Source organism: Planktothricoides sp. SR001, assembly GCF_001276715.1.
GTDB lineage: Bacteria > Cyanobacteriota > Cyanobacteriia > Cyanobacteriales > Laspinemataceae > Planktothricoides > Planktothricoides raciborskii.
On record NZ_LIUQ01000058.1, the window covers coordinates 15,342 to 41,126 of the forward strand.

Genomic DNA, 25,785 nt, shown 5'->3' on the forward strand with positions numbered 1-25,785 from the left:
TAATGAGTTTTGGCTATAATAATGGCTCACGGACTAATTATAGAGCCTTGGCCAATTTTTGGTTAATACTGGTCATATCTACAATTAGCACTCTCCCATTTCTGGATATCCAGAAATGGCGAATTGGCAAGCCAGCGGCAATCGCGACAAGACAAATAAAAATAACTTATGATTTTAACGACGACAGATGTAGTTCAGGGACGAATTGTCACCGCGTATTTAGGGGTTGTCACCGCTGAGGTGGTGTACGGCAGCAATGCCCTGCGGGATTTCTTTGCCGGAATTCGGGATATTATTGGCGGACGCACCGGCAGTTATGAAAAAGTGTTTAAAAAAGCACAGGAAGAAGCCCTAGCAGAACTGGCCGAACGCGCCCAGAGTAAAGGGGCTGATGCGGTAATTGGCATTGAGATTGATACTGGAACTATTAATATTGATACTTCTGGGGCTTTGCTGTTGGTGACTGCCAGTGGCACAGCGGTGAAGTTGCAGTAATTGCGACGCCGAGGAACTTCTGAGTAGACCTCTTGCTTTCAGGACGGATCGATCCCCCCAAACCCCCCTAAAAAGAGGGACTTTTTAGGTTGGGAAAGCAAGAGGTCTAGTATTTACGGCATCGCACTCCGCAAGCTAACCAAAACTCACAATTTGAGTTTGAGGATGATATTATTCCATCGTTAACCGACGAATATCGCCGCTGATTTTTTGCTTCTAATTCCACCGGAATTTCCAGATATATTAATTATAGGTTTTATTTTCACCACAGAGACACTACACAAATGTTTAAACTCTCTATGCCCTCTGTTTTAATTGGCGATCGGTAATTTTTAAATAATCACGATAATTACTTTCTTTTTAACCAATATTATAATCTGATAATTTTCGATAAATCTTCATCTAATATCAGCTAATAATTTGAAATTATCAATGGGCAAATAATAGACATATTCAAAAAAAATGATGGCATAATCAGTCTGTGTAAACGTATAATTTTACCTGATGCAGATTATGAGCCAACTAAAAAATAAAAGAATATACAGAATAGCATCCGTCCGAGTGTCAAAGGTTACTCGGATTAGATTATGAACTAGATTATGAACAAATAATCCAGCGAATAAAAGTATCATAAAGAGAACATAATGAAAAAACCTAGCGGAAAAAAACCAGATTAATTAAAGCGGCTGGAGATAGGCAACCAAAGTTAAGTATTTGCGACCATATTATACTTATATTAGTATATCTTACTCACTTACCGACATTCCAAATCTTAGGGCTTTTGTTTGGCCTCAGTGAATCAACCACAAATTATATATATATTTCAACATTGGCTGGGGATATTCAGAGATTTACGGTAGGCTTCCCTGGTATAATAAGTAAAAAAACATGATCATCTATCTTAAAAAAAGATTAAATTCAGTTTTTATTATCTAGTAAAAACCAGCAAATAATTTTTTTTTGATTTAAATTAATTACATTAAACTCAACCAAAAAACACAGTTAATAATTATATTTTTAAGTTTTTTTAAAAAATATATTAGTAAATAAACGGGAGCAAAAGCGTTGCACATTCGTGGTATGCTAAGGATGAACATTAAAATAAAACATAGCGATGATTTGTCCTGTATGCCAATCTAAAAACATTAATAAAACCGGCCATAAAAGAGGAAAACAAAATCATTTTTGTAAAGATTGTGGTCGTCAATTTATTGATAGCTATTCTCAAGTAAGGCTATCCAGATCATGTCAAAGAACATTGCCTTCATCTTTATGTTGAAGGCAATGGTCTTCGTCGCATAGAACGATTAACTGGTGTTTGTGATAACACAGTTATTAATTGGATAAAAGCAGCCGCATTAAGCTTGCCAGAGCAACCAGATTATCAGGAAATTCCCGAAGTGACTCAAATAGATGAATTACAGACTTATATAGGTAAAAAAAATAAAATCTGGCTGTGGACTGCGGTCAACAAAGGGGTAGCCGGAATTTTAGCCTATGTAATAGGCGATCGTTCGGCGGCAACATTTAAACCATTATGGAAAATTCTTAAAGGATGGGAATCATTTTTTTATGTGACAGATGGTTATGTTGTTTATCCCCAATTTATTGACGAGGCCGCTCATATTATTAGTAAAACATACATGACTCGTGTGGAAGGGGAAAATACAAGACTAAGACATTACTTGGCTCGGTTACATAGAAAAAGTGTTATTCTAAATCTCTCTTAATGTTGCAACTCTCAGTCAGATTAGTTATTTATTATTTAAGGCATAAAAATGTACCTATTCCATTGACTTACTCTAGAGAGCCATTGCCAACCCGGTCTCTATAGCATACCACCAGTGTGCAACGCCGGAATTTTTAGAAATATCTCAACCCAGCGATTCGCGATCCGCGCCAGCGCGGAATCGCGATTTATTCCATGAATTTGAAACTAAGTTAAATATCTCTTCCCTTTCTCTCCTGCCTTCCCCTGAGAATATCCCCTGTCAAGGCTTTAGCCGCAGAGTCAGAATCGCTTTCTTTGGCTAAATGGCGAGACATACTCCCCATTTTGCCGGTTAATCTTCCTGATGCCATGCTATCTTTAATCCGTCGTTCTTTGATTACCAAAGAATCAGCACAGAAAATCACTCGGTTTACCCTTCAACTCGTAATGCGGCAGTATCTTAATCGTCCATGTAGCCAACGGCGTTTGGTTAGCCAAACCGTAAAGCATATTAGCGAAGCATATTGGCGAAGCATATTGGCGAAGCATATTGGCGATCGCTTCAGGTAAAAATGATCGAAAGCCAGAGGTCTATTCTATAAATAATTGAACGATTAAAAAAGCGTTGCTGATTTCTGGCATGATGGCGGGACAAGGATAATGTTTTTTATCGTCTAATGAACGCCAGCAATCAGCAACGCTTTGGCCGATCTAATCGCCAGGAGATAACATACTTAATTGGTTTTTAAACAAGTTCTCATTATCATCATTCTGATAAATACAGTTAATCGTTGGCGTCTGATTCAGATCCCCTGTGTAACCAAAAGTATTCATCCTATTTTTGCAATTTCGCACCTGATCGGGGCGAACTAAATTTCTTTGTTCCAAAATCGTCCAGTTATTAGTACGCAACACGCAACCCGGTTCCATTTTCGGTTGCGATATATAAACATGGAAAGGATTGTAAGTGACAAACATCCGAGTATCCATGACCACAGCGCTGGCGCCATACTGGATACAAAGTTCTGGATTTGGGGCATTCCGGTCAATGAACTCACGGGAGGCGACATTTTCGCTATTAAAGTTTGCCGTCGAACTAAAAGCGATGCCGATGCCAATTCCCAAAATAAACACCCCAGCTAAGATCGCTAGAGAAGTGTAGTTAAGTAGAGAATTCGAGGAAGACGATCCGTATTCTGAGCGATATCTACGTGCCATTATGTTTTACGTTACTCCCGCATTGAGTGATTAGGAAGAGCGATTAGGAATTATCTTCCCAGACTCTTTGTTTTGCTACGTTCTATTATGACGAATCTGAGGCCATAATGACCGCTTGCTCCTCAGATTTCCCGAAATTTGGCGGGTTCAACTCGGATCGAAGCCCTCGAATTCGCGCCGATCGCGAGATGTCAATTCAGTATTTTTAACTGATTCATCCCAAGCTTGCTCCCGGTTTGCCTAACTTTAGGTGTTGGCAGTGTATGGAGTTGAGGTTGGGGAAATAAACCTTAATTAATCAGCTTCCAGCCAGTTCTGAGTAAAGCGAGAAATGTGGCATATCCTGGATTATTTCCCGCTAAATCCGGTTTAGCATATTGGGGAAATTCTTCGTAATGTCGCCAAGGTTCGTGAGGGTTGCCCCGTAAATATAAAACTCTGTGAATCGTTCCCTCTGATTTCCAAGTCATTTGACCGCGTTGTAAATTATTCATGGTAATTTTGTCAGAGATTTTTGGCTATTTTGCAACCTTTAATTCACTAATCACTGATAGGTTAGTGGTACATCCGGTAAATTTTAGGCCGGTAAATTTTAGGATTGATTCTGGGATAATTGGCATCATTTTGTCAGAACAGCCCAGATTTTTTGTGGTATTGGTTACGAAATAAAGATGTTTGATTAATTTCTGACCCAGAAAATTTTCATAAATATCATGGTTTCTGGATGAACATCGAGTCTGGGGATTGGGGATTATGGTTAGGGGATCTACACGATCAATTTTTGTGATTTTTAAGGTTGAAGTTCCCAAGGACAGCGCGATCGCCTAGAAATGCCTGACCAGATGGGAAATCTTCGCCTAAACCGAGTGATATCCTGGTAGGCGATCGGCCAATTGTAAAAATTTTGTCACATTATCTCGCCGATTCTGGCTGGCTGTTTATGATAAAAAGAGACTCTCGCGTCGGCGATCGCTCCCCGAAGCCAAGTTTATGACTCGTGATTACCTAACAAAAATTCTGATCGTGGCCGCTAATCCCAAAAATACCGAAAAACTCCGACTAGATGAGGAAGTCCGGGAAATTCAAACAGGGCTGGAACGCTCGAAAAGTCGCCACCAGTTTCAGATTATCTCGCGAACCGCTGTGCGTCCCGATGACCTGCGCCGTGCTTTGTTGGATTATGAACCGCAAATTGTCCATTTTTCTGGACATGGGGTGGGGACTCAAGGGTTAGTCTTGCTCGATGACGCATCAGAAGCTAAGTTAGTCAGTGCCGTGGCATTGGCGAGGTTATTTAAATTATTTGCCAAACAAGTTAAATGTGTGTTGCTGAATGCCTGCTATTCCCAAGTGCAAGCCGAGGCAATTTGTCAATATATTGATTATGTGATTGGCATGGATCGAGAAATTGGCGATCGCGCAGCAATTAAATTTGCCGTAGGGTTTTATGATGCGATCGCTGCCGGTCGTTCCATTGAAGATGCGTATGAATTTGGCTGTAGTGCGATCGCCTTAGAAGGGCTTTCCGAAGCGTTAGCCCCAGTCCTGAAGAAAAAAGGAGAATCCTCTCACGATGGGTTACACTATCGGGCTGATTTTCTCGCTGAACTGAATCAAAATAGTCAGGATAGTCTGGAAAAAAACGTTGAAGAAGTTTATAGAAAAATTAATAAACCTATTGACGAAATGATTCCTGTAACCAGAAAATTTCCGCATAAAAATATCATCAATCACCCTGCCAATAGTCCCGAAAATTATTTTTCACTCAAATTATCAAAGCCCCTATCCTTAGAACAACCAGAAGGTCAGGTGCCTTTAGATTCTTTATTTTATATAGATCGTCCGCCCATTGAACAAGACTGTTATGAGACGATTCGTAAACCGGGGGCATTGATCCGCATCAAAGCGCCCCGCCAAATGGGCAAAAGTTCTTTGATGTCTCGGATTCTGCACCAAGTAAAACAGGAAGGTTATCAAACTGTCGAGTTAAATTTCCAATCCGCTGATGCTGACTTACTATCTAATTTAGATTTATTTTTACAGTGGTTTTGTGTTAGTATTAGCGAAGAATTAAATTTACCCGATCGCCTTGATAATTATTGGAAAGGCCCCCTGGGAAGTAAAAATAAATGTACAAAATACTTTCAAAAATATCTATTAACCGAAATTGCTGAACCCCTGGTCTTGGGTTTAGATGAAGTGGATCAGATTTTCCAACATCCCGAAATTGCCACGGATTTTTTTGGCTTACTCAGGGCTTGGCATGAACGAGGCAAAAATGAGGCACTGTGGAAAAATTTACGGTTAGCGATCGCGCATTCTAAAGAAGTGTATATCCCCCTGAATATTAATCAATCTCCGTTTAATGTGGGATTACCGATTTCTTTGCCCGAATTGACCCCCGCACAAGTAACAGACTTAGTGCAGCGTCACCAACTGAATTGGTCTGACAGTCAAATTCAGGATTTGATGACAATGGTGGGGGGACATCCTTATCTAGTCAGGGTTGCCCTTTATCAAATTGCCAAAGGACGCATGACTTTAGGGGAATTTCTCCAAATTGCCCCCACGGAAGCAGGCCCATACTATGACCATTTACGCCGTCATTTATTAAACTTAGAAAAAGATCCAGATTTAGTCGCCGCGACTAAACAGGTGATGGGATGCGATCGGGCGATCGAGATTAATGCTGCGGAAGCGTTTAAGTTACGCAGTATGGGCTTAGTCAAATTTCAAGGCAATGCGGTGATGCCTTTGGGGGAACTATACCGCCAATATTTCAGCGATCGCCTCCAAGGAGGTTTCGGCAGCATTCCTCCAGAGAACATCCCGGAAAAAACTTGCCCACTGGATCCGGTTTCCGGCACAAATCAAATTTCAGCAATAGCTGAGAATATGCCTCCCACCGCCCCTTTTTCTGTCGGGTCTTTGGTAGAAAGCAGTACCTTAGCGGCGATCGTTTTTACCGATGTGGTCAACTCCACCGCTCACATGGTCGCCAACCAACAGCAAATGCTCGAATTATTGAAGCGAGACTTTGAATTAATTCGAGAAATTTGTCAACGATATGGTGGACGAGTCCTCAAATCAACCGGCGATGGCTGGTTAATTTACTTTGACAGCGCCGTCAAAGCGGTGGCTTGTTCTCAACAAATTCAAAAAACCTTGAGTAAAAATGCCGCAAGTTTACCCCCTGATTTAGTGTTAGAACATCGGATTGGGGTTCATCTCGGTGATGTATTTTTCAGTGGCGATGATGTTTTTGGGGCTGGAGTGAATCTAGCCGCCCGTCTGCAAAGTCAAGCTAACCCTGGGGGAATTTGTATTTCTGATACGGTCTATGAAGTGATTAAAAATCATTTATCGATCCATGTCACCTATATCGGGCCACAGCAACTCAAAGGAATTCCTGAACCCGTGCGCTTGTATCAAATTAATCCTTAGAGATGCTTTGACAACGGCCAGGAAAGTCAATTTTTAAAGATATGATGAAGATTCGGGAGAATTTATTGACAAATCAGCAATGCTAACTGTTATATTAGTGAAACAAAAACCTGAGTAAAAGAAAACATAAAATTTCATCTACCAAAAATCATTGATAAAATATCAGATTTTTGGCAAGTTTTTATAGGAATACAAATTCACAAATACACAATTTTTTATATAAACTGGGTGCTAACGTTAACTTCGAGATTGTTCTAGAAATTGATGAGGTCATATCTAAAATGGGAGGTTTTAATGAATAAGAGCGAACTTGCTCCAGTGCAAATGCTGAAAGAGCCATCCGCTTGGTTAGGTGCGATCGCTATAGGATTAATCATCGTTAACCTAGCAATTCTCTGGAAAATTGACGATCAAGCCCACTTAGGCATGAGTGTTTTATTTTGGCTACCTGTGGGTTCACTGATTTGGGAAAAACGCCAAGAGTTAAATCTCAAAAGCGATCCAATTGGCAGTTTTATTGGTGCTGTACTGATTGGTTTCTTTTTATTCACAATCATGTCAATGCCCGCCAAACTTTCCGGTCAATTAAGTACCTACGATCCAATGTTGCGTCTGATGCCATTTTTATCTGGGCTTGGGGTAGCTTTAATCGCATCAGGCATCAAAGGCTTAAAACAGTACAAATCAGAGCTAATAATTCTCTTTTTTCTGGGAATTCCTGGGGTCATTATTACAGATTTACTCAAAATTGATATCTCGCCATTTACGGCCAAAATCTCAGCTTTTATGCTGTGGTACACTGGCCATGAACTGGTCTTAGAAGATGTTTTTATTTATTTACCGGGGGGGTCGATCAAAGTCTATGGTGGCTGTTCAGGGATGGAATCCATGACTTATCTGTTGGGACTATCGGCGGTTTGTTTAATCATGTTTCCTTTAGAACGGTTTAATCAAAAGCTTCATAAATTTTTGATCGCCAGCTTTGCCTTAACCACTGGATTTATCGTCAATGCGGTTCGGGTTGCCCTGATGGCAATTTTGGCGGCTTCCTCAAACCCAGACGCTTTTGATTACTGGCATGAAGGAGATGGTTCCCTGATCTTTGGTATGATTGCTGTCGGGATTTTCGGGCTGTTCTATATGTTCCTCCTGAAACAGGATGAACTTAAGCCACAGGATCCTGTAGAGTCATAACCGGGAGTAGTATTTTGAATAACTTACGCATTCCTTTTTTGGCGGTCGTTCTGGCTGGTATCTTGGTGGTGGCAATCAAAATCTTACTCGCTCCGGAAATCGAACCGCCAAAAAAAGAAGAGGAAACCCCCGGAGCCCTTTATCTACCACCGCTAAAAAATTATTCTTTTCCAGTTTTTTCGACAGAAAATGCTAGAATCTCAGCTTAGGAACTCCTGAAAAATCAAAATCTACCTGTAAACAATATAGTGACAAATATGAGTGACTCAAACATCAATCAATTACAAGAGTCGGTAGAAGATATTCGCCAGTTTGGTTTTAGCTTACTAAGGTCGGCAACGCTGTTTCGTTGGATTGGCTATGGTTTATTGATTTTCTCCTTGTTTGATACCATTGCCATTTTTATTCCCCCCTCTTTATTAGATCCCGTTTGGGAATTTCAGACTATTGGGCAATTAGTGGAAAGAGTTCCGGTTCCCTTGATTGGGATGGTTTTGGTATTTTACGGAGAAAAACTGGGTCGGAAAAAGTGGGAAATTACCCTGGTGAAGTTGTTGTCCTGGCTAACCGTGCTATTCGCGGTGATCTTTTTCCTTTTAGCCCCCTTGGGAATTGTGAATACTGTGCGGTTGAATAACCGCAGCAATGCTCAGATTGATACGGAAATGAAGCAGCGCACCGAACAAATTGCCCAGGTGAAAGATTTACTGGCTAAGGCAAGCAGTCCAGCGGAAATGCGAGAATTGATTAGCCGTCTAGATACCCAAGGTCGAGCTCCTAATATTACAGATTCGCAGCAATTGGATGAGATTAAAAAACAAGTCTCTGAGGTGATCGATCAAGCAGAAACGACGATGCAAACCCAAGCTCAGGAGGCTAAATCCAATCGCCAAATGAATTTATTCAAGAATTCCGTGAAATGGAACCTGGGGGCTTTAGTGGCTGGGGCTTTATTTGTGTTCCTGTTTACCGGAACAGCCTGGGCAAGAAAAATGTAGTTTTGGGCTAATTCTTAGTTCAGTTCTAAATCAATAGCTGGTTGATTTCGTTTTCATATATAAGAGCGCATCATTAGAGAAAGATCCCCCCAGCCCTCTCAAACAGGGGGCTTAAACCGGGGGGATTTTTACAATTTTGTCAGACCTTTGCCGGTCGTTGACCCCTACAGATCCGATCGCCAGAACTTTTTTGCTTCTGTGAAGGGGAAGGCGAACTGAACTTCTCGGTCTCCCCGTAATTGCCCAACGTCCGACCTTCCCCTCTTGCCGCCACGGATTACAATTGAGGATAAGAAAGAACATACTAGATTACACATTAAGGACTCATTGCCCCTAAGCCCTACCTGGGATAAATTCGCCTGCGGCGATCGCACCCCCCGGTAAACCACCCCGAAAAAGCTTTTTCTTGATCCAGGGTGCGCCGAGATCGGGAAACTGTAAATCCTGGAGGAAGTTTTGGATTGTGTATTCTACGGTTTTTTCTTTGACGACAACTCCAATGAAGACCCAAGCACAGGTTCGTTTATCTATATCTGAATATAGGTAGGGGGAAACCTGCCGTGTTGGATCCGATTTGGGGAGTGGGTCAATCCTCTGAATATTAAATATTGATTAAAGTGAACTGGAATTGCGTGAGTGTTCCCCTTAATTTGTCAGAAAATCTCAAAAATCTATTTCCCTTTGAATTAGATGATTTCCAAAAACAGGCGATCGCCGCTTTGAATGCCGGTCAATCCGTCGTGGTCTGTGCGCCTACAGGTTCAGGGAAAACCCTAATTGGTGAATATGTGATTCACCGAGCCTTATCCAGAGGGGGGCGAGTCTTTTATACCACCCCCCTCAAAGCCCTTTCTAACCAAAAACTGCGGGATTTTCGCCACCAATTTGGCGTAGAGAAAGTAGGACTTTTAACCGGCGATTTATCCCTGAATCGCGATGCCCAGATTCTGGTGATGACCACCGAAATCTTTCGGAATATGCTCTATGGCACGGAAATTGGTGCGGTGGGCACTTCCCTCGACGGGGTGGAAGCGGTGGTGCTCGATGAGTGCCACTATATGAACGATCGCCAACGCGGGACCGTGTGGGAAGAATCCGTGATCTATTGTCCGCCGGAAATCCAACTGGTAGCACTTTCGGCGACAGTGGCTAATAGTCAGCAGCTTACGGATTGGATTTGCCAAGTCCACGGGCCGACACAACTGATTTACTCCGATTTTCGCCCGGTTCCCCTGCAATTTCATTTTTGTACCACTAAAGGTCTGGTGCCTCTCCTCGACGGCAAACGAGAAAAAATCAACCCCAAGCTAAAACCCAGAGGCAGAAGCGGTAGCATCCGCCGCCAAGAACCCTCCTTACCGTTTGTCCTGTCCCAACTTTGGGAACGAGATATGCTCCCGGCGATTTATTTTATCTTTAGCCGCCGGGGGTGCGATCGCGCCGTGGAAGCGATCGGCGATCTGACCTTAGTCAACCCACAAGAAGCCAGGGAGTTAAAACAACGAGTAGAAGAGTTTTTAAGCCGCAATCCTGAAAGTAACCGAACCCATCAGTTAAGGCCGCTGTTACGCGGGGTGGCGTCTCATCACGCCGGTCTATTACCCACCTGGAAGAGCTTAGTAGAAGAACTGTTTCAAGCGGGATTAATTAAAGTCGTCTTTGCCACCGAAACCCTGGCTGCCGGAATTAATATGCCCGCCCGCACCACCTTAATTTCCAGCCTATCCAAGCGGACTGACGAAGGACATCGACTGCTGACGGCTTCAGAATTCCTGCAAATGTCCGGTCGGGCTGGTCGCCGAGGCATGGATGCCCAAGGCTATGTGGTGACATTGCAAACCCGATTTGAAGGGGCGAAAGAAGCGGCCATTTTAGCCACTAAAGGCGCGGATCCCTTGGTCAGTCAGTTTACCCCGACATATGGCATGGTACTGAATTTGCTGCAAACTCATCCCCTGGAAGTCGCCAAAGAATTAGTCGAATCCAGCTTTGGTCAGTATTTAGCTTCTCAGCGGGCAAAACCAGAACTCGCAGACATTGAAGCCCTGAAAACCCAACTAAAATTGCTCAAATCCCAAGTGGGGGAAATCGATGAAGCGCTTTACAAAGGGTATCAAAAATTGCGTGAACGCTTGAAAGTTGAGCAAAGATTGCTGAAAATTCTAGAAGAACAAGCGGATGAAACTCAAAGAGCGATCGCTGCTTTAGCCCTACAAAGCGCAAAACCCGGAAACCTTCTCAGCCTCAAAGGGCGTCACGTCAACACCAAGCATCCCATCCTCTCCTTATGGATTTCAGAAATACCTGGTGCCGGAAAATCACCCAATCTGATTTGCCTGAGTCAAGATAACCGCTGGTATGTGGTGACCAGTGCTGACGTGGTAGCGGTGCATGAAGAAAAAATTCCGTTTAATCCACAATGGGACTTATTCATTCCCAGCGCCATGATGCTCAAACCCGGAGAATCACGAAAAGGAGATGAACAGACTGCCTCCATTGCGGCACAAATTGTGGCGCAGACGAAACCCGTCATCGCCCCAGAAGTCTATGCCCAACAGCAACTAATCGCCGCATTAGAAGCCCAGTTATCCACTCATCCTCTAAATCAATTCGGTCTTCCGAGTACCTTACTCAAACGCCAAAACCGAGTCCAAGAGTTAGAAAAGGAAATCCGGCGTCAAGAACAAGAACTCCAAAAAGACCTGGGTTGTAACTGGCAAGAATTTCTGAAACTAATTGATATCTTGGTGGAAATGGAATGCTTGCTGCCAACTTACCGAGAAGAGGATGACGGCGAGGATAATTTTGCTTATGAAGTCACTCTCGTGGGAGAAAGTGCGGCGGCCATTCGTGGTGACAATGAACTGTGGTTAGGATTAGCCTTAAACTCTGGCTTTTTAGATGACCTTGACCCCCATCATTTAGCGGCAGCTTGTGCCGCTTTAGTCACGGAAGTTTCTCGTCCAGATACTTGGACAAAATATCAGCTTTCCCCAGAAGTGGAAAGAGTCTTAGGTCTGCTGCAACAAAACTGCCGACGCAACCTGTTTAAAGTCCAGCGACAGCATGGGGTGGCAGTCCCGGTGTGGCTAGAACGGGACTTAGTAGCCTTGGTGGAACAGTGGGCGTTAGGGGTGCAATGGTCTGAGCTTTATGCCCATACCAGTTTGGACGAAGGAGATATTGTCCGCATTTTACGGCGCACTTTAGATTTCTTATCCCAAATTCCTCATGTACCCCATCTTTCTGAGAGTTTGCGAGATAATGCTCGCCGTGCAATGGTCTTGATTGACCGTTTCCCGGTGAATGAGATGATTAATTGATGATTAATTAAAGTGCGAATGACTTAAACGGTTCAGAATTCAGGGCGGCGTTGCATTCGCGGATCTATCTTCACTCTTAAGCGAAAAATTATCGCCGCGAGTGCTTCCCCCCTACCAAGTTATTAAATAATTAAATAATTCAATAAATAATTCAATAAATCATTCAATAAATCATTCAATAAATGATTCAATAAATCATTCAATTAACGATTGGACGGATATGAGGTTGTGTTAAACTGACAATTCGATGTTCTATACTGTTCTCCTCATTCGACCACATCCACTCCTGCTGACGGGTAATTTCACTGGCTACCAATAAATTCCTTGCCTTCTGCTCAACTCATATTCGCTCGCTCCTGAATCAATTAATTTATCTATTTGTCTCAAGTTTCGTTTAACATATTGTAGTTGTTGCTTAACTGCGTTTCTCCTTTCTTTTTGAGATGGCTTTTTCTTTTTGGCAAATTTCAAATAGTCTTTTCGGGCTTTTTGTCGGTAGGTTCTTGGTTTTTTCTTGAGTCTAACTCTCAATAATTTATATAAGATGTCTAGGGTCAGTTCGGTCGTTTTCCTAGCTTGATTTAATAGCTCTACATCCGTGGGGTATTTGACATCCGCCAGTGCTACCGTCGCCTCAATTAATAGCTGATCTCTATTTTTTACTTCGCTTTCTTCTGACTTTTTTGGGCAAGTTTCCACCGGCTTAAATCCTCGACCTCTTTGCACAATTTTTCGATTGATTTTTTGCAGCAGCAGGCCACTTATTATTTGCCGAAAATAAACCATCATTGAGGGGTCGAATGGGGCTTCCTGGCTATACCCTTTTTCGCCGATAAAATACTGTAAGTAAGGGAAATCGCTTGATTTGTTGCACTGTTTCTCGGTTACATATGCCCAATTTTTATTTGATGATTAAGGCTCATAGTGCCATGGGAAAAGGTTTCGCTGGTGTTCCCATTTCATCGGAGAAATTTTGGGAATATTCTGCCTCAAATTCTGACCAAGGAATCAGGTTTGCCAGAATTAACCAACGATTTTCTTGAGATAATTAGCCTTCAAAGGTCAGTTCTAAGGCTTCTTCTGGTTCGGAGGATTTTGGTAGTTTTCGATACATTTTTCCCAAGGAGATGCACGATAATTGCCCATTTTACCTCTTTTTCCTGTCTTTTTTCGGGGCTTTAGACTTCTCTGAGGCTTGTCTAGTCAGCTTTTCGCTTCTTTTCAGCAAGCCCTAGTTAGGAAAAATTAAGTCTCTGTAGGCATTGGCTTTGTCTGAGATGCTCCCTTTTAAATTGGTATTAAAAGTAGAGATTTCTTACGTTCAAAATTATGCCACTAAAGTATGGGATTGATCTGAAAATGTAATTGGTCGTAAACCATACATTTAATATTGATAGGACTTACGCACTCACTCTATATATGGGGCAATTACCAACGGTAAAGCCCCTAGAAAACTATAAATATCAATACCGTGCGTAAGTCCTAATTGATGGGTAACTCCGATAAAACAGCGGTGCTGCTGGCAGCAACCCTTATCGACTCTTCACAAATGCTTCATTGCAGACACAACCTAACGGCGCAACCTTGGGAAATTCAAGCCGTTTCTGGTTGGATACATCTCCATTGCCACGATGACCAGAAATCGGACCTAAATTATTAGGGGTTGCTTGGCCTGCGGTCATGCCCTTCGTATTTTGCGGATAATTCCACAAATTCAAATCAAATCGATAAGCACCATGCCATCCTCGGGTAAAGTTCATCGTGATCACATTGCTTTTATCCATGACACCCACAACCGGGTCATAGTACCAAAAGCTTAAGATTTGATTGGCTGTACCTCCCGCCACAGTGCCATAGTTGTACTGAATATCTACACCTTCAGCCGGTCCCTGATATGTAAAACAACCCTTGCCAAACTCTGTACCATCTGCATTCAGGACACGAAACACATAAGCAGTTTCATTGACTGGCGGCGGCGGTGGCGGCGGCGGTGGTGGCGGTGGTGGTGGCGGCGGTGGCGGCGGTGGTGGCGGCGGTGGTGGCGGTGGCGGCGTTGGCGTTGGAGAAACATTCACCGGCACTAATTCCCATTGTTGATTGCTGGGATTTTCTGACAATTTGGCTGTGGTGACAGGGCTATAGTCCTCACTGCCAAAAAGTTCTAAAACCCGAGCATCAACTTTACTCTTAATGAACAGGCCTTCCACCGACCACTTTTGATTCAGGTTGCTGCTATCTGGGGGCTTTACCACTGTGGCACGATAGAGCGGTTGAGTGGGATCAAACCCTAACCACTGGGCATACTGTGCCTGCATGAACATAAGCCCTTCGAGATCATGTAATCGGCTTAAAATCTGCTGGCGTTCTGTCTCTGTCTTGGGGTTTTGCAACTTAAAGTGCAAACATTTGATCACGGCGGGCAAAATGTCTTCTTGCCCGATTTCCAGCACCCAACCATTGACTTTACTTTTGATGTACCCTTCTGGGGTAATCGTCCATTGTTGATGGTCTTTCCGAGCATCTTGGTGGGTCGCTATCACCCATAAAGGCTGAGAGATATCTCGAAAGTGAGTGCCATATACATTGTCTAGATCAATTTGGAGAACTAATCCATCGATCTTACGCTTAATCAGATAGTATTGCTCGGTCATATTTGTTCACCGAATATCCTATGTTTGAAGATAATTAGCCAAGGATTATTTTCCTTGTTATTCTCCAAGTCTGAACCTAGCATATTTTGGGATTTTGTTCCGAAAAATTATTGTTTCTTAATATATATAGCAGTCTTAAATCATTCCTGTAGGGGCAATTGATGAATTGCGCCCCTATTGTCCAGTCCGATAGCAGACTCCCGCCACAAATTCTAAAAGAAACCGGGTAACTTCGGGGAAACCCGGTTTCTCTTTCCGGCACCGGATAACCATCACAAAAGCTCATCGTAATGACATTGCTTTGATCCATGACAACCACCACAGGCTTACATAGTACCAGAAGTTAAAGATTTGATTGGCTGTATATCTGGCGACAGTGCCATAGTTGTAATGAATATCCAGACCTTCAGCCAGTACCAGATAGATAAAACAAGCTTGGCCAAATTCTGTACCAGATACATTCCAGACACGAAACACATGGGCAGTTTCATTGACTGACTGCGGGGCTGACTGCGGTTGGGAAGGCGGTGGGGAAATATTCACCGGCACTAATTCCCATTCTTGATTGCAGGGATTTTCTGAGAGTTTTGCTGTGGTGACCGGGCTATAGTCCTCACTGCCAAAAAGTTCTAAAACGCGCTCGTCAACTTTACTCTTAATGAACGGGCCTTCAACGGACCACTTTTGATTCAGGTTGCTGCTATCTGGTGGCTTCACCACTGTGGCACGATAGAGCGGTTGAGTGGGATCAAACCCTAACCACTGGGCATACTGTGCCTGCATGGTAACCAACCATTCGAGATCCCTTAATCGACTTAAAATCTGCTGCCGTTCTTCCTCTGTCTTGGGGTTTTGTAACTTAACCTTCAACGCTTTGATGATTGCGGGCAAAATGTCTTCTTGCCCGATGTCCAGTACCCAACCATTGACTTTAATTTTGATGTAGCCTTCTGGGGTAATCGTCCATTGTTGATGGTCTTTCTGAGCATCTTGTTGGGTCGCTATCACCCATAAAGGCTGAGAGATATCTCGAAAGTTAGTGCCATATACATTGTCTAGATCAATTTGGAGAACTAATCCATCGATCTTGCGTTTAATCAGATAGTATTGCTCGGCCATAGTTTTTTACCGAATATCCTAGGTTTGAGGATAGTTAGCCAAGGATGATTTTCCTTGTTAGTCTCCAAGCCTGAACCTAGCATATTTTATGATTTTATTCCCAAAAATTATTGTTTCTTAATATAGAGACTCTCCGTTTCGTTCAGAAGTGCTAGGGGCGGCATCCCTGCCTTTGTAGGGGCGAAGTATGATCCGTAGATAATTTTTTAGTTTTAGTAGAGATTTATCCGCGAATTCATCACCCCTACGGCGATATTTACAGGCATCATTTACAGGCATCGGAATGCTGCCAGTGTTAGGACAGGTGGGCTGAAGTCTTGGCTAAGACAAAAGCCCTAAACCAACTCGACGCAAATCTAAATTACAAGGAAATTCTGGACTGATTTGCACTGGGGGGACTTTGATGTGATTTGGCGTATGACCATGAGGGACAAACCGACTGGTTAAACGTCCTTGGGCTTCCCGATCATTGATCGGAAAATTTGTCCAGAGTGTGCCATTGGGATCGTGACAATAAAGCATACAACCACCAATAGAACGTTCTACCCAAGTATCCACAATGTCAAAAACTAAGGGCCAATGAGGTGCGATCGCGGGATGTAAACTCGAACCAAGTTGTCGAGCCCGATATCGGACTCCGCCCACAAATTCTCCCTGCACTCCTGTGGACTGTAATGGCACTGGATAACCATTACAAATGACAAGATGCCGTCCTTGTGTTGCCCCAGTTAATAATACTTGAATTCGTTCCATTGACGAATCCACATATCGCGCTGTTCGGCCATTATTTACCTCTTCTCCTAACACCGGCCAAAGTTCCAAAGCATGACGCAACTCTAACTGAATCCCGTCTTGATTAATTTCCCCATACCGAGGAAAGCGAAACTCAAAAAATGGTTCATACCAGGCAAATTCAAATGGATAGCCTGCCTGTTGTAATTGACTAATGACATCTTTAAAATCCTGGGCAATATAATGGGGCAGAAAAAACTTATCATGGAGCATTGTCCCCCAACGAACCAAACGGTTTTTATAAGGATGCTGCCAAAACTCAGCCACCAATGCCCGAATTAATAAATTCACCGCTAAACTCATCTGGGGATGGGGCGACATGGTGATACTGCGAAACTCCAATAATCCTAACTGAAGTCGAGGATTTTCTACGGGATATAATTTGTCAATACAAAAGGCGGAACGATGGGTGTTGCCACTAATATCAATCAGGAAATTCCGCAGGAGGCGATCGACTAACAAAGGTTCAATATTTTCACTTTGTTCTAGCTGGGTAAAAGCAATTTCTAACTCATATAAAGTATCGTTACGGGCTTCATCCACTCGCGGCGATTGACTGGTAGGTCCGACAAATTCCCCGGAAAATAAATAAGACAGACTGGGATGATTTTGCCAGAAACTAATCAAACTTTTCAGCAAATCTGGCCGACGCAATAACGGACTTTCGCTGGGGGTCGCCCCGCCTATGGTAATATGAGAACCACCCCCCGTGCTCACGGTTCGGCCATCGAAGGTATATTTTTCGGTTCCTAAGCGAGTCAGTCTGGCTTCTTCATAAAGAATGTTGGTAATATTCACCAATTCTGACCAATTTTGGGCCGGATGAATATTCACTTCAATCACCCCTGGGTCTGGGGTAATTTGAAATCCCTGTAAGCGGCGATCGCACGGGGGAGTATATCCTTCTATTTTCACTTTTAACTCAAGTTCTACCGCCGTATTTTCCACACAAGCGATTAAATCCAGATAATTTTCGGCGGCACTAATGGGCGGAATAAAGATATAAACTATCCCTTGGCGAACTTCTACCCCTAGGGCGACTTTAATACTATTCGGTTTTGCCGAAACTGTCGATTGTTTTTCGGCATATCGCCCTGTGACACGGGCAAAAATATCCCCCAAAGGTTGACTTTGTTGCTCAGGTTTCACCAACACTTCCCACTGGATATCTTCTGGATCTGCCCACTGAATTGATTGGAAGGGCAACCGTAATCCCGCTGGAGACTCTCCGCCGATTAAAGTAAACTTAGGCTCGACTTGCCACGGGCAACTAATCCATTGTTCTTCCCCCTCTTTCTCGCCCCATAATAACGGTAAAATATAAGCCTGTAACTCACCATTTCCGTCATAAGCTGGGGTAATATTCTGTGAACTCACTCCCAAATATTTAACTAAATGATGAATAAATTTTTCCGCCTCTTGGATGCCATAGCCATAATCCTGATTATCCGCCGCGCATAACTCAAAATTTCGCCAAATCGGCATTCGATCGCACCGCCAATAACAACCTAATGCCCAACGGGGTAAGGCTTCTCCCGGATACCATTTACCCATGCCATAATAAAGTAGTCCGCCCGTAGAAAAGCGATCGCGCAATCGTTGGAGCAAAATTCCTGCCAGACGGCGTTTTTCTTCCCCCAAAGCCCCGACTTGCCATTCCGTTGAATGATAGTCATCAATGGAAATAAATGTGGGTTCTCCTCCCATTGTTAAGCCCACATTTGCAAAAGTGAGTTGTTGCTCGACGGCCTCTCCTAAATTCGCGATCGCTGACCATTGTTCCTGGGTATAAGGTTTAGTCATTCTCGGCGTTTCTTTAATCCGAGAAACCGCGATCGAAAAATCCAATTGACTCTCGCAAGGTTCAATCGTACCCGCGATCGGTGCCGCCATTGCCGGAGTAGCAGAACAAGCCAGAGGAATATGCCCCTCAGCCGCCAACATTCCCGAAGTCGGGTCTAAACCGATCCAACCAGCCCCAGGGAGGTAAACTTCCGCCCAAGCGTGTAAATCCGCCATATCATTTTCTGGACCTGCTGGACCATCCAAAGGTTTTTGATCTGCCGCCAATTGGATCAAATAACCGGACACAAATCGAGCCGCTAACCCTAAATGACGGAAAACTTGCACTAACAACCAGGCGGTATCCCGACAAGACCCGGTTTTTTTCTTTAACGTAGTCTTACAGGATTGAATCCCTTCTTCTAAGCGCACGGCATAAGTAATTTCTTCGTGGATTTTCTGGGCAATGGATAAAATAAAATTGGTGGTAAACTGGGGTGATTTATCCAGTTTATTAATCCACTCCATCAATAAACGGCTACGTTCTTCGATGGGTAAATAAGCTCGTAATTCTCGGCGTAATTTCTTGGTATAGTTAAACGGATACTCCACGGCGTAATCATCAATCAAAAAATCAAAAGGATTGAGAGTTTTCAGTTCAAGTATCAAATCTACTTCAATTTTAAAAATATCAGTTTTATTAGGAAAGTTTAACTTAGAAATCAGATTATAATTAACATCTCTCCGCCAGTGAATCGAATAATCTTCGGGAGTAATTTTTAATGCATAACTTTGAATTTGAGTCCGCCCGTAGGGTATGGGGTGTAGGCGAAGAATATGCGGCCCTAAGATAATCGGACGTTCAAATCTGTATAATTTTTGATGATTGAGAGCAACTTGAATTGACATGGTGATTTCCTGATTTTTCACTCAATGGTTAACCGTTTATGTTTAAAGGTTATTCTTAAAAATTCAGGATTATGCTCAATCGGGTGGGTATCGCCCAGTAAAATCATCCAAGATACTAGGACTTACGTTACAAATTAAGTTCCAAAAAAATATCAAATTATGTAAGTGTTATGTGAAGTTTTTAACCACCGAAAAACCCGATTCCTGCAAGAAACCGGGTTATTTGGTTACACAATCCGTGTCACACCAAACGATTTCCACAACTGGCACAGAAGCGATCGCTCGGTTGTACCGGATTCCCACATTGGGTACAAAAATGCCGACCGGATCCGGATGATAAATCAGAAGATTTACCCATACTCATTTCCATGTTCCCCATCCGCATTTGCATAGGGTTCATAGACATTTCCATATCCCCCATTTTCATCGGCTGCATGGGCTGCATAGGCTGCATAGGCTGCATAGGCTGCATGGGCTGCATGGGCTGCATGGGCTGCATAGGCTGCATGGGCTGCATAGGCTGCATGGGCTGCTGACCGGATACCGAAGAAGATGTTTGCTGAACTTGTAGCTGTTGAGCGTTGGACAGAGAAGGACTCTGACTCATCACGCCCATACTACTGCCTTGAAGTTGGACAAAATGTTGCCCCGTTTCAGTATTAATCCGCAGAATTACGGCATTGTCCTTGCGGAACACCGTTGGCGGTTCAGTCCACGGACCTGTGGAGAAACCACTACTCGCTTGCTGTTGTTGACCGGGCCCACCACTCATAATTGTGACGATGGTTTGTGTTCCTTGATTTTCCAGATAAACCTGTTGCCCGGTTCCCAGGTTGCATAAATAAGCCATTTTAAATGCCTCACGGCAATTTCACCCAGGGTTTAATTTTACTCCAATCCTTTGAGAACTTAGGGCGATTTTTTCTCTTTTTTAAGAAAATTCAGAATCTTTTAATTATTCAAAATATTTGTTATTTGTTATTTGTTTATGGTTATCTGTTATTTGTTATTTTAGCCGATCGCTAATCGGGAATGCTGTTGGCAGAGCCAAAAATTACCAAAAATTAATTACAAGGGTTATCGTTGCGGATTTAGTCCGTCAATATTACATCATTACATCAATATCAAGAGAAGGAAAGCCGGTCTTATCTGCCCCGACGCTAAAAAGCTTCTAGGGGATAAAGTCTTACGAAAGAAATTCTCAAGGATATTTGTGGGACGATCCGGGCGTCGAAGTAGGATTAAAAAATCATCATACTTCGACTGATTTTAAACAACTTTTAGACAACAAATTATCAAGCAGTTAAAATAAGGCACAAGCCAAATCTTGACATTCTTGTTGCAGCAGAACCATGAGTTTTTGATCTCCTTTGGCTTGAGCGATATTCATCCGTCGTTCTAGACTCCGGCAAATATTAGCCCGGTGAATCTTCTCCATATCCTGCAAGATCGTTGCTATGTCGCGTTGGTCGTATTTGCGGTTCGACAAAACACCTGTTTTTTTTACGGTTGTGACGACGGTGGGAACCGTTGCGGGTGTGGCCTCGACTACTTTGGTTTCTGTCGGGCTATGACTCACATAAGCTAGGCCGCGATACTTGAGTAAGTTACTCGGTTGAGTCACCGGAACATGGCGAGGATAGCGAACTTGCCACTGGCAACCCCGATATAAACCTCCGGAATCTTCTATCATATCAATGCTTGGAGGATCGTCATTACTGTAATTCAGGCCACGATAGCTAAGTTTCATTTTCTTTGATCCTGATTTAAATCTAGTTACTTAAGTGATTTATGGTATTGATGACAAAAAAATTTTATGTCTGTATTGTATTATACAGTTACTTTGGCAAAATGTCAAAGAATCCATATATTTTGGGGGCGACTTGGGAGCGACTTGGGAGCGACTTGGGAGCGACTTGGGATCGACTTGGGATCAACCGTTGGCAGGGATTCGATCGCCGCAATTTCCAACTTCCCTCATTTTTAGCCTTTAGTCACCAGAAAAACTGGCTGGAAAAAAGCCGATCGCTGCCAAAGGTAAAGTTTTGTAGCAAATTGACCAAATTAGCAATATATAAGCCCGACGAAATCGAGAGTATCCCTTGATTTTGGTAATCTTCGAGCTATCTTGTAATAAAGAGTTTTGGAACTGGTCATGCGTTCATCTTCATTAACGGCATCTACAGCCATAATGATTCTTTTATTGACTGCTTGTGGGGGAGAAACCGAACCACCGGCAGCAACTACTCCTACGGATTCAAGTACACAAGCTCCAGCCACCACTGCTGCACCAGAAGCGGCCAAGGATCCAGCGGCTCAAAAGCCACCTGAAGCGCCACCCGGTGCAGATTTTAAGAGTCCGATGGTGCCCGGAAACGATCCGACGGCGATCGGGAATTTGCTTCAGCCGACCAGCCCTGAACAGAGGCTGGCACAAATTGAAAGAGAAAGAAACCAAAATCGGTCAAATCCTTTTGGGGCGCCAGGATTGAAAATACAGCCAGTCGAGCAGATGCGATTATCGCCTCCTGAACAACTGGAACAAGCGGTTAAAAACCTACAACCTCTAGCTGTCCCAGATTTGCCGGAGTTACCTTTGCTCTCACAAACAACAGTCCCAGGTGCGCCTCCCCAGGAGCCTCGATCTGTCCCTGCGTTGCCCGGTTTGCCCTTGATCTCACGAACAACAGGCGCAGGTGCGCCTCCCCAGGAGCCTCGATCTGTCCGTGCGTTGCCCGGTTTACCCTTGATCTCACGAACAACAGGCCCGGGGACACCTCCCCAGGAGCCTCGATCTGTCCCTGCGTTGCCCGGTTTACCCTTGATCTCACTAGCACCTTCCGCAACCCAAACACCTCTAGGTGTCTCTGGGGGAAATGGGACGACTCCAGGGAGCAATCAAGGGCAGCCACAGGGCGAAGGCAACGGTCAACCGATCGCCCAAATTCCGCCTTCGGCTCAAGCACCGCGAGGAGTTCCTGATTTACCGAAGTTACCCACGCCAATTGGCCCCAAGCTGCCTCCGGATCCGGTTGCACAGGCACCTCAAGCCCCGCCTTCTCCACCACCCCCACCAGATACTAAACTGGCTGATGCCACAGAAGTGACTGGGGTGATCGAAGTGGGTAATCAAATTCAAATTATTGCCAAGGCTCCCAATGAACCCAGCAGTCGATATATTAAAGTGGGGCAAAAAATTGCCAATGGTCAGGTGACTGTAAAAAGGGTGGAAAAAGAAGACGGTGAACCCATCGTTATTTTGGAACAAAATGGCGTTGAAGTCAGAAAACCCATTGGGCAAGCAGTCGCGATCGCCACTGATGATAAAAAATAGTTGCCACTTGTTTATCACCCAGTTGATTTTACCAATAATATTTAATTTCCTGAAGATTATTGGTGTAGTCAAAACAAATAATTAGTGGTTCATCATCGAGTAATGAATAAAATTTATGCTGGGAATTAGTGATGATAAATTATCATAAATTTTCTATAAATAGTTGCATATTTTTGCCTATTTTGAGGATGGGTTAGATGATGAATCACTGATTTAAATTTGATGAGAGAATAGGAGATGTTGTAACTATGAAAAAGTCAATCGCCCAACTAGGAAGCACAATTTTACTAGCTTTGGTTTGGGAATTTATGGCTTATGGAATTAATCCTTTACCTAGTGGTTCTCAAGAGCAGTCCAGACCGCCAATTTGTGAACCGAGAATCACCACAGGTCGAGCCAAATGTAATTATGAAGGTGGGGATAACTATGAAGGCAATTTAGTCAATGGCATTCCCAATGGTCAAGGCATTTATGTCTATGGCAATGGCGATCGCTATGAGGGACAGTTTAGAAATGGTCGTCCCAATGGTCAAGGAGTTTTCATATTTGCCACTGATGCCCGCTTTGAAGGCACTTTTCAAGATGGGGTGATCATCCGTGGTCGAGTGATATATGAAACTGGGGAAATCTACGAGGGACAGTTTGGTATTGTCGAACAAGTTCAAAGTGGGGAGATCAGTAGCCAACCCGATGGCCGAGGAAGATTTACTTATCCTAATGGCGATTACTATGAAGGAGAATTCTTTGCCGGTTCTCCTTTTGGCCAAGGAGTATTTGTGCGAGCCGATGGCAGCCGTTGTCAAGGACAATTTTTCAATCAAGAACTAGATGCCAGAGGCAGTTGTAGCTTTGCCAATGGGATCCGCTATGAAGGGGAGTTACGCGGCGGAGTTCCCCACGGAAAGGGGACGCTTATTTATACCGATGGCCGACGAGTTGCCGGACAGTTTCGGGAAGGTAGACCTTTTGATCCCAAAAAATAACCCACAAAATTCCTCAAAAATGACTAAATTACCCAGCGGATAGATAAGCTGTTCAATGATTACTTTGGTTTTTAGCAAAATAGGTTTTTTGCTAAATTTTTTATGGGGCAAAAAATCAGCTAAATCATCCAACATTCATCAGCGCAAAACCCTATCTGATGGGTAAAATAATCAGCCCTAATTAGTTCGGCGATCGCCTTTATATCGCCTTGATGACGGAAAATATTGATAATGAATTGATAATGATAATTGTTGGAGGCGCCTAATTTTATGACGAACTCCCCTGGATCTTCCTCTGTGGGCAGCCAGTCTCCCTTTGATTTTGTCCCTTATCCGACCCAGGACTCCGATCTGCTCAAGCAACTTGAGTTTATCCCTGGCTTAAAAGAAATCTTGATGTTGCGTCAAGTTCATGCCCTAGAACACGCAACAGTGTGGGTATTGAGTGAATCCGATCCCCGCAACTTTACCGGGGGTTCAACGGCTTCAGCACGGGATAACCAAGGCCTCGGCGGGATGTCCACGGATCAAGGATTTTATCTCTATGGTCAAGTTAGTACACAACAACTGGAACGAGCGGCCAAAATTGCCCAGACTCGTCTGACTAGCGGGGAATGGGATTTAGCGGTACATCCCCGTTGCGGGACAAATTTGTCCGTGGGAATGCTTCTAACTGCGGGTTTTGCCCTGGGGGTTCATTTGCTGTGGCCCCGTGGCCCGATTGAGCAACTGATTGGTTTGGGGGTGGCCGCTACTACTGCCGCTACCCTGGCGCCAGATTTGGGCAGCGTCGCCCAAAAATATCTCACAACTTCGATTCCGTTTAATCTGGCAATTGAAAATATCCAGGCTACACAAGACTTGTGGGGCAGGCAGGCGCACTTTGTGCGGGTCAGTTGGCGAGAATCTTAATAAAACTTAAAGGGTAGAACTGACCCAGAATCCCAAGAGCATAGTACCCTGAGAAAAAATCAACCCATAAAACATAATTCACTTAAGGGGATAAAGCACTTATGGTTCAACGTGGTTCTAAGGTTCGGATTCTGCGTAAAGAGTCTTACTGGTATCAAGATGTTGGCACTGTGGCCTCTGTCGATCAAAGCGGTATCCTCTATCCAGTGGTTGTTCGCTTTGACAAAGTGAATTACAACGGGTTTAGTGGCAGTGCTGGTGGCGTGAACACCAATAACTTCGCTTTGAATGAATTGGTTGAGGTGGAAGCCCCAGCCAAGAAGCCCGCGAAGAAGTAGGATCTCAGGAAAACGATCGGGCGAAAGCGATTTGCCAGTAATTTTCCTTCATGGTTGGTAAAACGGTAAAACATAGTCAAAGCGCCCGATTTTTTTCAGGAGGACCTGATTCTATGACCCTTTTTGGTTTCTAGGCGATATGCCAGAACTGCCAGAAGTGGAAACGGTGCGTCAGGGTTTAAATCATAAAACCCTGGCGCAAGAAATTGTGGGGGGAGATGTGTTGCTGGCTCGCACCATTGCCCCCCCGATTTCTCCTACGGATTTTTTAGCTCACCTCCAGGGTGTCAAGATTCATCTCTGGCATCGTCAAGGGAAATATTTACTCGCTGAATTACACACGACGGCAAATCCGCCCCAGTCTGCCGGTTGGTTAGGGGTTCATTTACGGATGACAGGCCAGCTTTTGTGGGTTAAACCGGAAACTCCGTTACAAAAACACACCCGCGTCCGCTTGTTTTTTGCAGGACATTCCCCAGAGGGCGATTCCGCGAAAGCGGTGCGAGAGTTGCGGTTTGTGGATCAGCGCACCTTCGGGCGGATGTGGTGGGTGCCTCCCGAAACCGATGTAGCCAAAGTTGT

Annotated in this window: 23 protein-coding genes and 1 pseudogene; 15 read left to right on the forward strand and 9 right to left on the reverse strand. The window is 43.8% G+C overall.

The genetic code is table 11. The features are described 5' to 3' along the window. Positions 1–168: 168 nt before the first annotated feature. The 3 genes and pseudogenes from AM228_RS24090 (at position 169) to AM228_RS24095 (ending at position 2,329) form a co-directional block, all read left to right on the forward strand. Positions 169–495, forward strand: coding sequence for a YbjQ family protein (locus AM228_RS24090; RefSeq protein ID WP_054469480.1), 327 nt, complete (start codon positions 169–171; stop codon positions 493–495). Positions 496–1,207: 712 nt separating this feature from the next. Further along, on the forward strand, positions 1,208–1,387 hold the full coding sequence (locus AM228_RS35670) for a transposase family protein (protein WP_255353260.1): 180 nt from the start codon (positions 1,208–1,210) through the stop codon (positions 1,385–1,387). A gap of 222 nt (positions 1,388–1,609) precedes the next feature. Continuing rightward, positions 1,610–2,329, forward strand: a pseudogene (locus tag AM228_RS24095) (IS1 family transposase). A 107-nt stretch (positions 2,330–2,436) separates the two neighbouring features. Here AM228_RS24095 and AM228_RS33425 read toward each other — a convergent pair. After that, the gene (locus AM228_RS33425; protein WP_156332016.1) at positions 2,437–2,577 is read right to left on the reverse strand and encodes a hypothetical protein; all 141 of its coding nucleotides are present in this window, start codon (positions 2,575–2,577) and stop codon (positions 2,437–2,439) included. Here AM228_RS33425 and AM228_RS33430 point away from each other — a divergent pair. After that, entirely contained in the window at positions 2,576–2,776 is a 201-nt protein-coding gene (locus AM228_RS33430) for a hypothetical protein (protein WP_156332017.1), read from the forward strand. The two genes, AM228_RS33425 and AM228_RS33430, sit on opposite strands and share 2 nt — an antisense overlap. A gap of 141 nt (positions 2,777–2,917) precedes the next feature. Here AM228_RS33430 and AM228_RS24100 read toward each other — a convergent pair whose 3' ends face one another. Together AM228_RS24100 and AM228_RS24105 are read right to left on the reverse strand one after the other, a co-directional pair. Then, positions 2,918–3,424 (reverse strand): DUF3172 domain-containing protein, encoded by a 507-nt coding sequence (locus AM228_RS24100; protein WP_054469481.1) that lies wholly within the window; start codon positions 3,422–3,424, stop codon positions 2,918–2,920. 290 nt (positions 3,425–3,714) lie between these two features. Next, entirely contained in the window at positions 3,715–3,918 is a 204-nt protein-coding gene (locus AM228_RS24105) for a hypothetical protein (RefSeq protein ID WP_054469482.1), read from the reverse strand. Between the two features lie 436 nt (positions 3,919–4,354). Here AM228_RS24105 and AM228_RS24115 point away from each other — a divergent pair, with 436 nt between their 5' ends. The 5 genes from AM228_RS24115 to AM228_RS24135 all read left to right on the forward strand — a co-directional run bounded on the left by AM228_RS24115 (position 4,355) and on the right by AM228_RS24135 (position 12,383). Beyond that, positions 4,355–6,868, forward strand: coding sequence for an AAA-like domain-containing protein (locus AM228_RS24115; protein WP_255353261.1), 2,514 nt, complete (start codon positions 4,355–4,357; stop codon positions 6,866–6,868). Between the two features lie 294 nt (positions 6,869–7,162). Beyond that, the gene (crtA, locus tag AM228_RS24120) at positions 7,163–8,062 is read left to right on the forward strand and encodes a cyanoexosortase A (protein ID WP_054469485.1); all 900 of its coding nucleotides are present in this window, start codon (positions 7,163–7,165) and stop codon (positions 8,060–8,062) included. Positions 8,063–8,076: 14 nt separating this feature from the next. Then, positions 8,077–8,271 (forward strand): hypothetical protein, encoded by a 195-nt coding sequence (locus AM228_RS24125; protein WP_054469486.1) that lies wholly within the window; start codon positions 8,077–8,079, stop codon positions 8,269–8,271. 48 nt (positions 8,272–8,319) lie between these two features. Then, positions 8,320–9,060 carry an HpsJ family protein gene (locus tag AM228_RS24130; RefSeq protein WP_054469487.1) on the forward strand — a complete coding sequence of 247 codons (741 nt, stop codon included), beginning with the start codon at positions 8,320–8,322 and terminating at the stop codon, positions 9,058–9,060. Positions 9,061–9,677: 617 nt separating this feature from the next. Continuing rightward, complete coding sequence (locus AM228_RS24135; RefSeq protein ID WP_231636928.1) at positions 9,678–12,383, forward strand: RNA helicase; 2,706 nt, start codon at positions 9,678–9,680, stop codon at positions 12,381–12,383. 309 nt (positions 12,384–12,692) lie between these two features. Here AM228_RS24135 and AM228_RS24140 read toward each other — a convergent pair whose 3' ends face one another. From AM228_RS24140 to AM228_RS24165, 6 genes are all read right to left on the reverse strand, one after another. Then, positions 12,693–13,082, reverse strand: a complete 390-nt coding sequence (locus AM228_RS24140; RefSeq protein WP_190880272.1) for a hypothetical protein — start codon at positions 13,080–13,082, stop codon at positions 12,693–12,695. An 833-nt stretch (positions 13,083–13,915) separates the two neighbouring features. Beyond that, entirely contained in the window at positions 13,916–15,034 is a 1,119-nt protein-coding gene (locus AM228_RS34530) for a hypothetical protein (RefSeq protein WP_054469489.1), read from the reverse strand. Positions 15,035–15,316: 282 nt separating this feature from the next. Continuing rightward, the gene (locus AM228_RS24150; protein ID WP_054469490.1) at positions 15,317–16,153 is read right to left on the reverse strand and encodes a hypothetical protein; all 837 of its coding nucleotides are present in this window, start codon (positions 16,151–16,153) and stop codon (positions 15,317–15,319) included. 321 nt (positions 16,154–16,474) lie between these two features. Then, entirely contained in the window at positions 16,475–19,636 is a 3,162-nt protein-coding gene (locus AM228_RS24155; protein WP_054469491.1) for a DUF2126 domain-containing protein, read from the reverse strand. 241 nt (positions 19,637–19,877) lie between these two features. Then, positions 19,878–20,486 (reverse strand): zinc ribbon domain-containing protein, encoded by a 609-nt coding sequence (locus AM228_RS24160; RefSeq protein WP_054469492.1) that lies wholly within the window; start codon positions 20,484–20,486, stop codon positions 19,878–19,880. A gap of 453 nt (positions 20,487–20,939) precedes the next feature. Then, positions 20,940–21,386, reverse strand: a complete 447-nt coding sequence (locus tag AM228_RS24165; RefSeq protein ID WP_054469493.1) for a DUF4278 domain-containing protein — start codon at positions 21,384–21,386, stop codon at positions 20,940–20,942. Between the two features lie 101 nt (positions 21,387–21,487). Between AM228_RS24165 and AM228_RS24170 the strand changes: the two genes are divergently transcribed. From AM228_RS24170 to AM228_RS24195, 6 genes are all read left to right on the forward strand, one after another. Continuing rightward, positions 21,488–21,742, forward strand: a complete 255-nt coding sequence (locus AM228_RS24170; RefSeq protein WP_054469494.1) for a hypothetical protein — start codon at positions 21,488–21,490, stop codon at positions 21,740–21,742. Between the two features lie 49 nt (positions 21,743–21,791). Further along, positions 21,792–22,970, forward strand: coding sequence for a hypothetical protein (locus AM228_RS24175; protein WP_156332018.1), 1,179 nt, complete (start codon positions 21,792–21,794; stop codon positions 22,968–22,970). 248 nt (positions 22,971–23,218) lie between these two features. After that, a complete protein-coding gene (locus AM228_RS24180) occupies positions 23,219–23,953 on the forward strand; it encodes an MORN repeat-containing protein (RefSeq protein ID WP_054469496.1) in 735 nt (244 codons plus the stop codon). 270 nt (positions 23,954–24,223) lie between these two features. Then, positions 24,224–24,865 (forward strand): DUF6391 domain-containing protein, encoded by a 642-nt coding sequence (locus AM228_RS24185; protein WP_054469497.1) that lies wholly within the window; start codon positions 24,224–24,226, stop codon positions 24,863–24,865. A gap of 101 nt (positions 24,866–24,966) precedes the next feature. Then, complete coding sequence (locus AM228_RS24190; RefSeq protein ID WP_054469498.1) at positions 24,967–25,203, forward strand: photosystem I reaction center subunit IV; 237 nt, start codon at positions 24,967–24,969, stop codon at positions 25,201–25,203. A gap of 139 nt (positions 25,204–25,342) precedes the next feature. Beyond that, positions 25,343–25,785, forward strand: a 443-nt coding sequence (locus AM228_RS24195; RefSeq protein ID WP_304437850.1) for a DNA-formamidopyrimidine glycosylase family protein, incomplete at its 3' end; no start/stop codon positions are given.